16 protein-coding genes and 1 pseudogene are annotated in these 13397 nt (G+C 61.1%); 10 read left to right on the plus strand and 7 right to left on the minus strand.

Translation table 11 applies throughout. The features are described 5' to 3' along the window. Window positions 1–61 precede the first annotated feature (61 nt). On the plus strand, window positions 62–424 hold the full coding sequence (locus ACODTO_RS04710) for a cupin domain-containing protein (protein ID WP_139641149.1): 363 nt from the start codon (window positions 62–64) through the stop codon (window positions 422–424). 131 nt (window positions 425–555) lie between these two features. Here the strand turns inward: ACODTO_RS04710 and rpmG are convergent, their stop codons facing one another. The 3 genes from rpmG to ACODTO_RS04725 all read right to left on the minus strand — a co-directional run bounded on the left by rpmG (window position 556) and on the right by ACODTO_RS04725 (window position 1329). Next, window positions 556–711, minus strand: a complete 156-nt coding sequence (gene rpmG / locus ACODTO_RS04715) for a 50S ribosomal protein L33 (RefSeq protein ID WP_003177274.1) — start codon at window positions 709–711, stop codon at window positions 556–558. A gap of 11 nt (window positions 712–722) precedes the next feature. Beyond that, window positions 723–956 carry a 50S ribosomal protein L28 gene (gene rpmB / locus ACODTO_RS04720; protein WP_003177273.1) on the minus strand — a complete coding sequence of 78 codons (234 nt, stop codon included), beginning with the start codon at window positions 954–956 and terminating at the stop codon, window positions 723–725. A 109-nt stretch (window positions 957–1065) separates the two neighbouring features. Then, window positions 1066–1329 carry a hypothetical protein gene (locus ACODTO_RS04725; protein WP_139641151.1) on the minus strand — a complete coding sequence of 88 codons (264 nt, stop codon included), beginning with the start codon at window positions 1327–1329 and terminating at the stop codon, window positions 1066–1068. A gap of 63 nt (window positions 1330–1392) precedes the next feature. Here ACODTO_RS04725 and ACODTO_RS04730 point away from each other — a divergent pair, with 63 nt between their 5' ends. Further along, a complete protein-coding gene (locus ACODTO_RS04730) occupies window positions 1393–2979 on the plus strand; it encodes an ABC transporter substrate-binding protein (RefSeq protein WP_175362816.1) in 1587 nt (528 codons plus the stop codon). A 128-nt stretch (window positions 2980–3107) separates the two neighbouring features. Here the strand turns inward: ACODTO_RS04730 and radC are convergent, their stop codons facing one another. After that, the gene (radC, locus tag ACODTO_RS04735; protein ID WP_139641155.1) at window positions 3108–3782 is read right to left on the minus strand and encodes a RadC family protein; all 675 of its coding nucleotides are present in this window, start codon (window positions 3780–3782) and stop codon (window positions 3108–3110) included. Window positions 3783–3927: 145 nt separating this feature from the next. On the opposite strand from radC, the gene coaBC reads away from it, so the two are divergent. The 4 genes and pseudogenes from coaBC (at window position 3928) to argB (ending at window position 8185) form a co-directional block, all read left to right on the plus strand. After that, complete coding sequence (gene coaBC, locus ACODTO_RS04740) at window positions 3928–5136, plus strand: bifunctional phosphopantothenoylcysteine decarboxylase/phosphopantothenate--cysteine ligase CoaBC (RefSeq protein ID WP_041022862.1); 1209 nt, start codon at window positions 3928–3930, stop codon at window positions 5134–5136. Between the two features lie 6 nt (window positions 5137–5142). Beyond that, entirely contained in the window at window positions 5143–5598 is a 456-nt protein-coding gene (dut, locus tag ACODTO_RS04745; protein WP_047702584.1) for a dUTP diphosphatase, read from the plus strand. A 250-nt stretch (window positions 5599–5848) separates the two neighbouring features. Further along, window positions 5849–7252: pseudogene (locus ACODTO_RS04750) on the plus strand (phosphomannomutase/phosphoglucomutase); the annotation flags it as partial. Window positions 7253–7279: 27 nt separating this feature from the next. Beyond that, window positions 7280–8185, plus strand: coding sequence for an acetylglutamate kinase (gene argB, locus ACODTO_RS04755; RefSeq protein WP_053192101.1), 906 nt, complete (start codon window positions 7280–7282; stop codon window positions 8183–8185). 188 nt (window positions 8186–8373) lie between these two features. Here argB and pyrE read toward each other — a convergent pair whose 3' ends face one another. Further along, window positions 8374–9018 (minus strand): orotate phosphoribosyltransferase, encoded by a 645-nt coding sequence (gene pyrE, locus ACODTO_RS04760; protein WP_047702586.1) that lies wholly within the window; start codon window positions 9016–9018, stop codon window positions 8374–8376. A gap of 83 nt (window positions 9019–9101) precedes the next feature. Here pyrE and crc point away from each other — a divergent pair, with 83 nt between their 5' ends. Further along, a complete protein-coding gene (crc, locus tag ACODTO_RS04765; protein WP_013694557.1) occupies window positions 9102–9881 on the plus strand; it encodes a catabolite repression control protein Crc in 780 nt (259 codons plus the stop codon). Window positions 9882–10055: 174 nt separating this feature from the next. On the opposite strand, the gene ACODTO_RS04770 is transcribed toward crc, so the two are convergent. Both ACODTO_RS04770 and rph read right to left on the minus strand, forming a co-directional pair. Continuing rightward, on the minus strand, window positions 10056–10424 hold the full coding sequence (locus ACODTO_RS04770) for a DUF4870 domain-containing protein (RefSeq protein WP_024780255.1): 369 nt from the start codon (window positions 10422–10424) through the stop codon (window positions 10056–10058). A 29-nt stretch (window positions 10425–10453) separates the two neighbouring features. After that, on the minus strand, window positions 10454–11176 hold the full coding sequence (gene rph, locus ACODTO_RS04775) for a ribonuclease PH (protein ID WP_024780256.1): 723 nt from the start codon (window positions 11174–11176) through the stop codon (window positions 10454–10456). A gap of 276 nt (window positions 11177–11452) precedes the next feature. Here rph and ACODTO_RS04780 point away from each other — a divergent pair, with 276 nt between their 5' ends. The 3 genes from ACODTO_RS04780 to rpoZ all read left to right on the plus strand — a co-directional run bounded on the left by ACODTO_RS04780 (window position 11453) and on the right by rpoZ (window position 13380). Beyond that, window positions 11453–12316 (plus strand): YicC/YloC family endoribonuclease, encoded by an 864-nt coding sequence (locus tag ACODTO_RS04780; protein ID WP_139641158.1) that lies wholly within the window; start codon window positions 11453–11455, stop codon window positions 12314–12316. A gap of 12 nt (window positions 12317–12328) precedes the next feature. Next, window positions 12329–12949, plus strand: a complete 621-nt coding sequence (gene gmk, locus ACODTO_RS04785) for a guanylate kinase (protein WP_139641160.1) — start codon at window positions 12329–12331, stop codon at window positions 12947–12949. Window positions 12950–13116: 167 nt separating this feature from the next. Beyond that, window positions 13117–13380: a DNA-directed RNA polymerase subunit omega gene (gene rpoZ / locus ACODTO_RS04790; protein ID WP_003177259.1), complete on the plus strand. Its 264-nt coding sequence runs from the start codon at window positions 13117–13119 to the stop codon at window positions 13378–13380. The last annotated feature ends 17 nt before the right edge of the window (window positions 13381–13397 follow it).

The raw sequence follows: 13397 nt of genomic DNA on the forward strand, positions 1-13397 counted from the left end.
GATGTTCGTTTTAATAAACATAGACTCGAGCCTTCCAAGCAATCACCGGGGGATTACGGAAATGAGCATCCAGGACATCGTCGACTTCAGTCAGGCCAGCACCGTCGCCGATCGCTATCGCCCGGACCCGGCCAAGGTTCTCAAGGGTGATCCCGAACAAGCCGTGTACAACCACTACAACAGCCCCTGCGGACAAATGAATGCCGGCGTCTGGGAAGGCGCGGTCGGCCAGTGGACAGTCAATTACACCGAACATGAATACTGCGAGATCGTCCAGGGTGTCTCCGTGCTGCGGGACAGCGACGGCAATGCCAAGACACTGCGCGCAGGCGACCGCTTCGTGATTCCGGCCGGGTTCAAGGGTACTTGGGAAGTGCTGGAGCCGTGCCGCAAGATCTATGTGGTGTTTGAGCAGAAGGCTTGAGTTTTCATTGGCCGGGCTGGCCCCATCGCGAGCAGGCTCGCTCCCACAGGGATTGAATCAGGGCTGGAAGCCAGCCACAAAAAAGGCCCGTATCTCGCGATACGGGCCTTTTTTGTAAGAAGGAAAATCAATTACTTGATTTTGCCTTCCTTGTAGATCACGTGCTTGCGAACAACCGGATCATATTTCTTGATCTCGATTTTGTCCGGGGTAGTACGCTTGTTCTTGTCGGTAGTGTAGAAGTGACCAGTACCGGCGCTCGAGATCAAACGAATCAATTCACGCATGATTAGCTCCCTTAAACCTTGCCATCGCGACGAAGTTCGGCCAGCACGACACTGATGCCACGCTTGTCGATGATACGCATGCCCTTGGCAGATACGCGCAGACGCACAAAACGTTTCTCTTCTTCAACCCAGAAGCGGTGATGCTGCAGGTTCGGCAGGAAACGACGACGGGTTTTGTTGTTTGCGTGGGAAATGTTATTCCCAGTCACCGGACCCTTACCGGTAACTTGACAGACTCTAGACATGCCTCAGCCCTCTAAAACCACATGCCCAACCCGGCATGGGTTGGCCGCTTAATCTCTCAGTCATTTGGCGCCAGGCGCCGCGTTTCTTTAAGGGTCTTACCGGCTACACCTACAGTGAAGGAACCGGGCCCCTAGAAAAGAGCGCTGCTTTATACCAGAAAGACCTCGGTGCAACAACAGCCTGTGTGATTTGTCTTTGCTGGGAATCCTCGGGCAGCCGTGCCGAACGGCTGCGGCAAAGGCTGGCGATGGCTGCGACCGCTCGTCGCTGCATCCAGTTTTTTTCAACGCCGACCGCTTCCAGTGCATCGATGCGCGAGCGCAGGGTGCCGGAAAAAGCAAAAAGGGGATAGTCATTTGGCAGCGAGCCCACTAGGGTAGGCCTTTTCCAGACTGCACTCGCAGATGGGCCTTCGACCTGACAAGGAAACCGATCATGCGCCTCGCTGCCCTCTCACTGTTGCTCGCCCCCTTGCTGATCAGCCCATTGGCCCAGGCCGCCGCCCTGAGCGTCTGCACCGAGGCCAGCCCGGAGGGGTTCGATGTCGTCCAATACAATTCGCTGACGACCACCAACGCCTCCGCCGACGTCCTGATGAACCGACTGGTGGAGTTCGACACCGCCAGCGGCAAGGTGGTCCCCAGCCTGGCCGAGCGCTGGGACGTCTCGACCGATGGGCTGACCTACGTGTTCAATCTGCGTCCAAAGGTCAGGTTCCATCAGACCGAATATTTCACGCCCCATCGCGACCTGAGCGCCGAAGACGTGAAGTTCAGCTTCGAACGTATGCTGGACCCTGCCAATCCCTGGCATAAAGTCGCCCAGAGCGGCTTCCCGCATGCCCAGTCCATGCAACTGCCGGCGCTGATCAAGAAAATCGATGCACTGGACCCGCTGACCGTGCGCTTCACCCTCGATCACGCGGACTCCACCTTCCTGGCCACTTTGAGCATGGGATTCGCCTCGATCTATTCGGCTGAATACGCCGATCAATTGATGAAGGCCGGCACCCCGGAAAAACTCAACAACCAGCCCATCGGCACCGGCCCGTTCATCTTCAACCGGTTCCAGAAGGACGCCTCGATTCGCTACAAGGCCAACAATGATTACTTCGGCGGCAAGCCCCAGGTAGACCCGCTGATCTTCGCCATCACACCGGATGCAAACGTGCGCCTGCAAAAACTGCGGCGCAACGAATGCCAGATCGCCCTGTCGCCCAAGCCTTTGGACGTGCAGGCCGCCCGGCAGGAAGCGACCCTGAAGGTGGAACAGACCGACGCCTTCATGACCGCCTTCGTGGCAATCAACAGCCAGCATCCGCCCCTGGACAAACCCGAGGTGCGCCAGGCCATCAACCTCGCCTTCGACAAGGCCAGCTACCTCAAGACCGTCTTCGAAGGCACCGCCGAAGCAGCCAACGGCCCCTACCCGCCAAACACCTGGAGCTACGCCAAGAACCTGCCCGGCTATGCCCATGACCCGGCCAAGGCCCGCGAGCTGCTGGCCAAGGCCGGCTTGAAAGAGGGTTTCCAGACCACGATCTGGACCCGCCCTTCCGGCAGCCTGCTGAACCCCAACCCCAGCCTCGGCGCACAACTGCTGCAATCCGACCTGGCGGAAATCGGCATCCAGGCCGAAATCCGGGTGATCGAATGGGGGGAGCTGATCCGTCGAGCCAAGGCCGGCGAGCATGACCTGCTGTTCATGGGCTGGGCCGGCGACAACGGCGATCCGGACAACTTCCTGACGCCGCAGTTTTCCTGCGCGGCGGTCAAGTCCGGCACCAACTTCGCCCGTTATTGCAACCAGGACCTGGACAAGCTGATCAGCGCCGGCAAGACCACCGGCGAACAGGGCGTGCGTACCAAGCTCTATGAGCAGGCCCAGGCACAGATCCAGCAACAGGCCCTGTGGCTACCGCTGGCGCACCCGACCGCGTTCGCTCTGGTTCGCAAGGACCTGCAGGGTTATGCGGTCAGCCCGTTTGGGCGCCAGGATTACTCGAAGGTCAGCCTCAAGTAATGCGGTGAACCTTGTGGGAGCGAGCCTGCTCGCGATTGCGGCGTGTCAGAACAGACAATGTCACTGACGAACCGCTATCGCGAGCAGGCTCGCTCCCACAAAGGATTTCTCTGGGCACCAGATTTCGCTCACATCCACCCATACTCCGCCATCGACAGCGGCTCCCCATCACCAACGATGAAGTGATCGAGCACTCGCACGTCAATCAGCTCCAACGCCTCTTGAAGTCGCTCGGTGAGTAACCGATCGGCCTGACTGGGCTCGGTGTTGCCGGAAGGATGGTTGTGGCACAGGATCAGCGCGGCGGCGTTGTGGGCCAGGGCGCGCTTGACCACTTGCCGGGGATGAACGCTGGCATTGTCGATGGAGCCGCGAAACAGCGTCTCGAAGCCCAACACCTGATGCCTGGAATTGAGAAACAGGCAGCCAAACACTTCATGGGGCTCGTGGCGCAGCATCGACTTCAGGTACTCACGGACGATGCCCGGGCTTTCCAATGTCGTTCTTTGCCGCGCCCGTTCGGCCAGGTGCCGTCGGCTCATCTCCTGGGCCGCCTGCAATTGCGCGAATTTCGCCGGCCCCAACCCCATATGGCTGCTGAAGGTGATCTGGTCGGCCTCCAGCAGCGCGCGCAGGCTGCCAAATTGAGTCAACAGTTGTCGCGCCAGATCCACCGCGCTTTTCCCCGACACGCCGGTTCGCAAGAAAATCGCCAATAGCTCGGCGTCAGAAAGACTCCCTGCCCCCGAAGCCAACAACCTCTCCCGCGGCCGCTCGGCCACGGGCCAATCCCGAATACTCATAGGCTCTCCCTGATGGTGGGCACCGCTGTTCCATAGCGGTCGCTGTGATATCGTAGCCCATCTTTTTTGCAGGCGATTTGCACCCCGGCAGGCTGCTGTCGAGAGGTTCGCCCTGCATTGACCACTGAAATCCAAAGGCAGGCTTATGCAGCGGCTGTATCGGAAACGCATCGTTCTGGGCGTCGGCGGCGGCATTGCCGCCTACAAGAGCGCCGAGCTGGTTCGCCGACTCATCGACCAGGGCGCGGAAGTGCGGGTCGTCATGACCCGTGGCGGCAGTGAATTCATAACCCCGCTGACCATGCAGGCCCTGTCCGGGCACCCGGTCCACCTGGATCTGCTCGACCCGGCGGCCGAAGCCGCCATGGGCCATATCGAACTGGCCAAGTGGGCCGACCTGGTACTGATCGCCCCAGCCACCGCCGATCTCATTGCCCGCCTGGCCCAAGGCATCGCCAATGACCTGCTGACCACCCTGGTGCTCGCCACCGACGCGGTGGTCGCTGTCGCACCGGCGATGAACCAGGCCATGTGGCGCGATCCGGCCACCCAGGCCAACCTGCAACTGCTCGAAAGCCGCGACCTGAAAGTCTTTGGCCCGGCCTCCGGCAGCCAGGCCTGCGGCGATGTGGGCATGGGCCGCATGCTCGAAGCCACCGACCTGGCCCAATGTGCCGCCGACTGCTTCCAGCGCCACGCCCTGACCGGCAAGCACGTGCTGATCACCGCCGGACCGACCCAGGAAAACATCGACCCGGTGCGCTACATCACCAACCACAGCTCCGGAAAAATGGGCTTCGCCCTGGCCGAGGCCGCAGTGGAAGCCGGTGCCCGGGTGACATTGATCACCGGCCCCGTGCACCTGCCGACGCCGGATCGGGTGACCCGCATCGACGTGGTCAGCGCCCGGGACATGCTCGCGGCCTGCGAAGCGGCCATCCCCTGCGACTTGTTCATCGCCTCGGCAGCGGTAGCGGACTACCGTCCTGAAGTCATCGCCCCGCAAAAATTGAAGAAAGACCCTACGAGCGGCGACGGCCTGCTATTACAAATGGTCCGCAACCCGGACATCCTGGCCACCATCGCCACCCGTCCCGACCGCCCCTTCAGTGTCGGCTTCGCCGCCGAAACCGAAAACCTGCTCGATTACGCCGCGCGCAAACTCAAGGACAAGAATCTGGACTTGATCGTCGCCAACGACGTCGCCAACCCGAGCATCGGCTTCAACAGCGAAGAAAACGCCTGCAGCGTGATCGACCGCCAGTTGCACGCCACCCTTTTCGCTCAGACCAGCAAGGGCAAGATCGCCCGCCAACTGATCACTTTCATCGCCGAACGGCTGAACCAGGTTTAATTTTCCATGCACGCTCTACAAGCCAAGATCCTCGATCCTCGCATCGGCAACGAATTCCCACTGCCGCAGTACGCCACGCCGGGCTCCGCCGGCCTCGACCTGCGGGCCATGCTCAAGCAGGACACCGTCCTGGAGCCGGGCCAGACCCTGCTGATTCCCACCGGCCTGTCGGTGTACATCGGCGATCCGGGCCTGGCCGCGCTGATCCTGCCGCGTTCGGGCCTGGGTCATAAGCACGGTATCGTGCTGGGCAACCTGGTGGGCTTGATCGACTCCGACTACCAGGGCGAACTGATGGTGTCGTGTTGGAACCGTGGTCAAACGGCATTCAACATCGCGGTGGGCGAACGCATCGCCCAACTGGTGCTGGTACCGGTGGTCCAGGCCCACTTCGAACTGGTCGAGGAGTTCGACGAGAGCCAGCGCGGCGCAGGCGGTTTCGGGCACTCCGGCAGTCACTGACAGGCGGGATCGGGCCGGGCATGCCGCCCGGCCGGTTTATTAAGCTTCTGTTTCAGGGCAAAAAATGCGCAATGGCTTTCTGCTAGGTTTCCCATCCGGAATCAAGGTATTAGGCGAGCGAGGCCAGGGTAACGCTGTCTCATGGCATTTTCCCACCACGAACTCTCTGTCAAAAACGCCGTCATACCCTTCAGCTTGAGCCTGCCGACGCTGATCGTCGGCCTGTCCAGTCACTTCTGAATAGAGCGTCCCGCCCATGAACACCCCAGCCGCAATCGCACCGATCTTTCCTGACAGCATCTTCCGCGCCTACGACATCCGTGGCGTGGTGCCGGAAACCCTGACCGGCGAAACCGCCTACTGGATCGGCCGCGCCATTGGCTCCCAGAGCCTGGCCCAGGGCGAACCGAACGTGTGCGTCGGCCGCGATGGCCGCTTGTCCGGCCCCGAGCTGGTCGAGCAGCTGATCAAGGGCGTTGCCGACAGTGGCTGCCACGTCAGCGACGTCGGCCTGGTCCCGACCCCAGCGCTGTATTACGCCGCCAACGTATTGGCCGGCAAATCCGGCGTGATGCTTACCGGTAGCCACAACCCGTCGAACTACAACGGCTTCAAGATCGTCATCGCCGGCGACACCCTCGCCAACGAGCAGATCCAGGCCCTGCACACCCGTCTCAAGACCAACGACCTGAGCAGCGGCAAGGGCACCGTCACCAAGGTCGATATCCTCGAGCGCTACAGCGACGAAATCGTCAAGGACGTGAAGCTGGCCCGTCGCCTGAAAGTGGTGGTCGACTGCGGCAACGGCGCGGCCGGCGTGATCGCCCCGCAACTGATCGAAGCCCTGAACTGCGAGGTCATCCCGCTGTTCTGCGAGGTGGACGGCAACTTCCCCAACCATCACCCGGACCCGGGCAAGCTGGAAAACCTTGAAGACCTGATCGCCAAGGTCAAGGAAACCAACGCCGACCTGGGCCTGGCCTTCGACGGTGACGGCGACCGCGTGGGCGTGGTGACCAATACCGGCAGCGTTGTGTTCCCTGACCGCCTGCTGATGCTGTTCGCCAAGGACGTCGTGGCCCGCAACCCCGATGCGGAGATCATTTTCGACGTTAAATGCACCCGTCGCCTGGTGCCGCTGATCAAGGAATACGGCGGTCGTCCGCTGATGTGGAAGACCGGCCATTCATTGATCAAGAAAAAAATGAAGCAAAGCGGCGCCCTGCTGGCCGGCGAGATGAGCGGCCACATCTTCTTCAAGGAGCGCTGGTTCGGTTTCGACGACGGCATCTACAGCGCCGCACGCCTGCTGGAGATCCTCAGCAAGGAAAAATCCAGCGCCGAAGACCTGTTCGCGACCTTCCCGAACGATATTTCTACGCCGGAAATCAATATCCATGTGACCGAAGAGAGCAAATTCAGCATCATTGATGCACTGCACGACGCTCAATGGGGCGAAGGGGCCGAACTGACCACCATCGACGGTGTGCGGGTCGACTATCCCCACGGCTGGGGCCTGGTTCGCGCGTCCAACACCACACCGGTGCTGGTCCTGCGTTTCGAGGCCGATAACGAAGCCGAGCTGCAGCGCATCAAGGATGTGTTCCACACCCAACTCAAACGTGTTGCACCCGATCTTCAACTACCGTTTTGATTTTTTGAAGCGCCACTGGAGCCCTGAATGACCCTCGAACGCGAAGCCGCCACCAACACCGCCAAGGTCCTGTCCGAAGCGTTGCCTTATATCCGACGCTACGTCGGCAAGACCCTGGTGATCAAATATGGCGGCAACGCGATGGAAAGCGAGGAGCTGAAGACCGGCTTCGCCCGCGACATCGTGCTGATGAAGGCCGTGGGCATCAACCCGGTGGTGGTGCATGGCGGTGGCCCGCAGATCGGCGACCTGCTCAAGCGCCTGTCGATCGAAAGCCACTTCATCGATGGCATGCGCGTCACCGACGCGCAGACCATGGATGTGGTGGAAATGGTCCTCGGCGGCCAGGTCAACAAGGACATCGTCAACCTGATCAACCGTCATGGCGGCAGCGCCATCGGCCTGACCGGTAAGGATGCCGAGCTGATCCGGGCGAAGAAACTCACCGTCACCCGCCAGACGCCGGAAATGACCCAGCCGGAAATCATCGACATCGGCCATGTGGGCGAAGTGGTCGGCATCAACACCGACCTGCTGAACCTGCTGGTCAAGGGCGATTTCATCCCGGTGATCGCGCCTATCGGCGTGGGCGCCAACGGCGAGTCGTACAACATCAACGCCGACCTGGTGGCCGGCAAGGTCGCCGAAGCACTGAAAGCTGAAAAGCTGATGCTGCTGACCAACATCGCCGGCCTGATGGACAAGTCGGGCAAGGTCCTGACCGGGCTGTCGACCCAACAAGTCGACGATCTGATCGCGGACGGCACCATCTACGGCGGCATGCTGCCGAAGATCCGTTGCGCACTGGAAGCGGTGCAAGGCGGCGTCGGCAGCTCGCTGATCATCGACGGCCGGGTGCCGAATGCGATCCTGCTGGAGATCTTCACCGACACTGGCGTGGGTACGTTGATCAGCAATCGCAAGCGTCCATAAGCCACACCCCAAAAAAAGACCCCGCTCAGCCTGGCTGAGCGGGGTCTTTTTTTGCACCGGGCCACCTGCGAGATACCCCATGTGGGAGCGAGCCTGCTCGCGATGGCGGAATGGGCTTCAACACTGATGTTGACTGATCCGCCGCTATCGCGAGCAGGCTCGCTCCCACAGGGGATTGTGCAAGCCGATCAGACGCCGAACTGCGCCCGATAAGCCTCGACCGCCGGCAAATGCTGCTTGAGCTGCGGATCGTCGGCCAAAAACTCCAGGACCTGGGTCAGCGAAACGATGCTGATGACCGGAATGCCAAAGTCGCGCTCCACTTCCTGGATCGCCGACAGCTCGCCGTTGCCACGTTCCTGACGGTTCAGGGCGATCAGCACACCGGCGGCCTTGGCGCCGTCCTGGGAAGCGATGATCTGCATCACTTCGCGGATGGCGGTGCCGGCGGTGATCACGTCGTCGATGATCAACACGTCACCGGTCAGCGGCGCGCCCACCAGGCTACCGCCTTCACCGTGGGCCTTGGCTTCCTTGCGGTTGAAGCACCAGGGCAGGTCGCGGTCGTGGTGTTCGGCCAGGGCGACGGCAGTGGTGGCGGCCAGCGGGATGCCTTTGTAGGCCGGGCCGAACAGCACGTCGAACGGAATCCCGCTCTCGACAATGGCCGCCGCATAGAAACGACCCAACTGGGCCAGGGCGGAACCGCTGTTGAACAGGCCGGCGTTGAAGAAGTACGGGCTCGTGCGCCCGGACTTGAGGGTGAACTCACCGAAGCGCAAAACCCCGCGATCGATGGCAAAGCGAATGAAATCGCGCTGATACGCCTGCATGAAAAAAAGCCTCAAATACCGCGGATTTAGCTAAATAGGTACACGGCGTGTATCATACACGCACGTGATTTTTGGGGCCATTTATGCGGATCATCAGTGTGAACGTCAATGGTATTCAGGCTGCAGTGGAGCGAGGTTTGCTCAGTTGGCTGCAAGCACAGAATGCCGACGTCATCTGCCTGCAGGACACCCGCGCCTCCGCCTTTGAACTGGACGATGCAGCCTTCCAACTGGATGGTTACTTCCTTTATGCCTGCGATGCCGAAGTCCCCGCCCAGGGTGGCGTGGCTCTGTACTCGCGGCTGCAACCGAAGGCTGTCATCAACGGTCTCGGTTTCGAGACGGCGGACCGCTACGGGCGCTACCTGCAGGCCGATTTCGACAAGGTCAGCATCGCGACCTTATTGCTCCCATCGGGGCAGAACGGCGATGAAGATTTGAATCAGAAATTCAAGTTGATGGACGATTTCGCCCGTTACCTGGATAAGCAGCGGCGCAAACGTCGCGAGTACATCTATTGTGGCTCGCTGTACGTGGCGCAACAGAAGCTGGACATCAAGAACTGGCGCGACAGCCAGCAGTCCCCGGGTTTCCTGGCGCCTGAACGGGCCTGGATGGACGAGATCATCGGCAACATGGGCTATGTCGACGCCCTGCGCGAAGTCAGCCGCGAAGGCGATCAGTACAGCTGGTGGCCGGACAACGAGCAGGCCGAGATGCTCAATCTCGGCTGGCGCTTCGACTACCAGTTGCTGACGCCCGGCCTGCGCCGTTTCGTGCGCAGCGCCCGCTTGCCGCGCCAGCCACGCTTCTCGCAGCATGCGCCGCTGATCGTGGATTACGACTGGACGCTGACGATCTAAGCATCGTTTCGCACCCACAAAAAAACCGACAGCACTGTCGGTTTTTTTGTGGGCAATCCCTTTCCCCTGTGGGAGCGAGCCTGCTCGCGATGGCGGAATGGGCTTCAACACTGATGTGACTGATCCACCGCTATCGCGAGCAGGCTCGCTCCCACACGGGCCATGCGTTGATCGTTATTTGATCAACCGCCAGGTAAACGGGTATCGGTACGGCTGCCCTTCATTGGCCTTGATCCCGCCGATGATGGTCAACACCAGCGCGCCGATGGCGATCAGCCCGAACAGGAAGAAGCCGATCACCACGATCATCAACAGGAAGCTGATAAGCGAGGCAATCGCCACGGTAATCTGGAAGTTCAGCGCTTCCTTGCCCTGGGCATCGATGAACGGATCGGACTCGCGCTTGATCTGCCAGAGCACCAGCGGCCCGATCAGCGTACCGAACGGAATCACCAGGCCCGACAAGGCGGACAAGTGACAAAACATCGCCCATTGACGCGCCTCCCTGTCCGGCTGGGGCAGTAGCACTTGTTCATCACTCATGACGCTCTCCTTGTCTGAAGCGCTGTGGATCAATCGGCCAGGGCGGCCTTTTGCAGTTCGAAAATTTCGCTCATGCCTTTCTTCGCCAGCTCCAGCATAGCGTTCAGCTCTTCAGGCTGGAACGGCGCGCCTTCGGCTGTGCCCTGGACTTCGATGAAGCCGCCAGCACTGGTCATGACCACGTTCAGGTCGGTCTCGGCGGCGGAGTCTTCCAGGTAATCCAGGTCCAGCACCGGCTCGCCCTGATACATGCCTACGGACACCGCGCCGATCATCTGCTTGAGCGGGTCGCCGCCCTTGAGGCCGCCGCGCTTCTTGATCACCTTCAAGGCGTCGACCAAGGCCACCATGGCACCGGTGATGGACGCGGTGCGGGTGCCGCCGTCGGCCTGGATCACATCACAATCGACGTACAGCGTCACGTCACCCAGCTTGGACATGTCCAGGGCAGCACGCAGCGAACGGCCGATCAGGCGCTGGATTTCCAGGGTGCGCCCGCCTTGCTTGCCACGGCTGGCCTCGCGCTGGTTCCGCTCACCGGTGGCGCGCGGCAGCATGCCGTATTCAGCCGTCAACCAGCCCTGGCCCTGGCCCTTGAGGAACCGTGGCACGCCATTTTCGACGCTGACGGTGCAGATGACCTTGGTATCACCGAATTCGACCAGTACGGATCCCTCGGCGTGTTTGGTGTAGTTGCGGGTAATGCGGATCGAGCGGAGCTGATCGGCAGCGCGACCACTTGGACGTTTCATAGGGAACACCTGTACAGAGGACGGAAAACTGCCGGCATTATAAAGCCGCGAATCGTCCTAGGGCAGTTTAAAACGTCGCGACGCTTTGAAACCGCCGCGCCGCATGCCGCTCAAAGGCCCGCCCGACGGGTTGCAGCGCTTTGTCACAGGCACGGTTTGGGGGCACGCGCCTCACTGCGCTACAATCCTGCGCCTTTGCTGCCCGTCGGCTTTTTATCCACAGACCCCAGGCGCCACGACCCCGGTCGTGCCCGGCCTGCATTGCGAGGAACCTCCATGGTGCACAGCATGACCGCCTTCGCCCGCGTCGAAAAGGCCGGCGCCCAAGGCACCCTGAGCTGGGAACTGCGCTCGGTCAACAGCCGCTACCTGGAGCCGCACCTGCGCCTGCCCGAGTCCTTCCGCGACCTGGAAGGCGGCGTGCGCGAAGCACTGCGCCAGGGCCTGTCCCGGGGCAAGCTGGAATGCACCCTGCGCTTTACCGAAGAAAGCACCGGCAAGCCATTGCAAGTGAACCGCGAGCGCGCCGCGCAATTGGTGGCAGCGGCCGAAACCGTTGCCAGCCTGATCAAGAACCCCGCCGCCCTGAACCCGCTGGAAGTCCTGGCCTGGCCTGGCGTGCTGGTGGGCGATGCCAGCGATCCCCAGGCCCTGAACGCCGAGGCGCTGGCGCTGTTCAACCAGGGACTCAAGGAACTCAAAGCCGGCCGTGAGCGCGAAGGCGCGGAACTGGCCCGGCTGATCAACGAGCGCCTGACCTCCATCGAAGAAGACGTGGCGACCCTGCGCGAACTGGTTCCGCAGATGCTCGCCACCCAACGCCAGAAAGTCCTGGATCGCTTCGCCGACATGAAGGCCGAGCTGGATCCGCAGCGCCTGGAACAGGAAATGGTCATGCTCGCGCAGAAAAGCGACGTGGCCGAAGAACTGGATCGCCTGAGCACCCACATCATCGAAGTCCGCCGGGTGCTCAAGTCCGGCGGTGCGGCCGGTCGCCGCCTGGACTTTCTGATGCAGGAACTCAACCGCGAAGCCAATACACTGGGCTCCAAAGCCTTCGACCCGCGCAGCACCCAGGCTGCGGTCAACCTCAAGGTGTTGATCGAGCAGATGCGCGAACAAGTGCAGAACATTGAGTAAGGCTAACCCGACATGACCCACAGCACCGGCACTCTCTACATCATTTCAGCGCCCTCGGGCGCCGGCAAGACCAGCCTGGTCAAGGCCCTGATCGACGCCGAGCCGCAGATCCGCGTCTCGGTCTCCCACACCACCCGCGCCATGCGCCCGGGTGAAGTGAACGGCGTGAACTACCACTTCGTCGACCGCGAAGAGTTCGTGAAGATGGCCGAGCACGGCGACTTCCTGGAGCGCGCCGAAGTCTTCGGCAACCTCTACGGCACCTCGCAGAGCTACTTGCAGCAGACCCTGGACGAAGGCCACGACCTGATCCTGGAAATCGACTGGCAAGGCGCCGAACAGGTGCGCAAGCTGATGCCCCAGGCCCGTTCGATCTTCATCCTGCCACCGAGCCAGCAAGCCTTGCGCCAGCGCCTGAACAACCGTGGCCAGGACAGCGACGAGATTATCGAAGGCCGGATGCGTGAAGCCGTCAGCGAAATGAGCCACTACGTGGACTACGATTACCTGATCATCAACGATGATTTCGCCCACGCGCTGAACGACCTGAAGGCGGTTTTCCGCGCCAATCAGCTGCAACAGAAACGCCAGCAGCAACGTTTCGGTAAATTATTGGCCGAACTGCTGGGCTGACCGCCCCTTCCCAAAACCGCTGCAACGGCTTTACATTGGTACTTGCAGCGCGCCGAGGGGTTTGGTCAAAAAATCAGCGCTTCCCTAAACGCTGGTGTTTTTTTAAACTGTCGAGTCCGCTCGCCCAACCGGGCAGCGCGCATATCGCATTCGCTCCGAGGAATACCATGGCCCGCGTAACCGTTGAAGACTGCCTAGAACACGTGGAAAACCGCTTTGAGCTGGTCATGCTCTCTACCAAGCGTGCCCGTCAACTGGCCACCGGCGGCAAAGAGCCATTGGTCCAGTGGGAAAACGACAAGCCTACCGTGGTAGCGCTGCGTGAAATCGCCGAAGGCCTGATGAGCTACGAGTTCATCGCCAACGCTGAAATCGTTGAAGACGAACCGCTGTTCGCAGCGTTCGAGGACGAGTCCAACGAGGCGGTCTAAATCTATGCCTGGTCGAC

The sequence above is a fragment of the Pseudomonas sp. FG13 genome, from assembly GCF_057809755.1.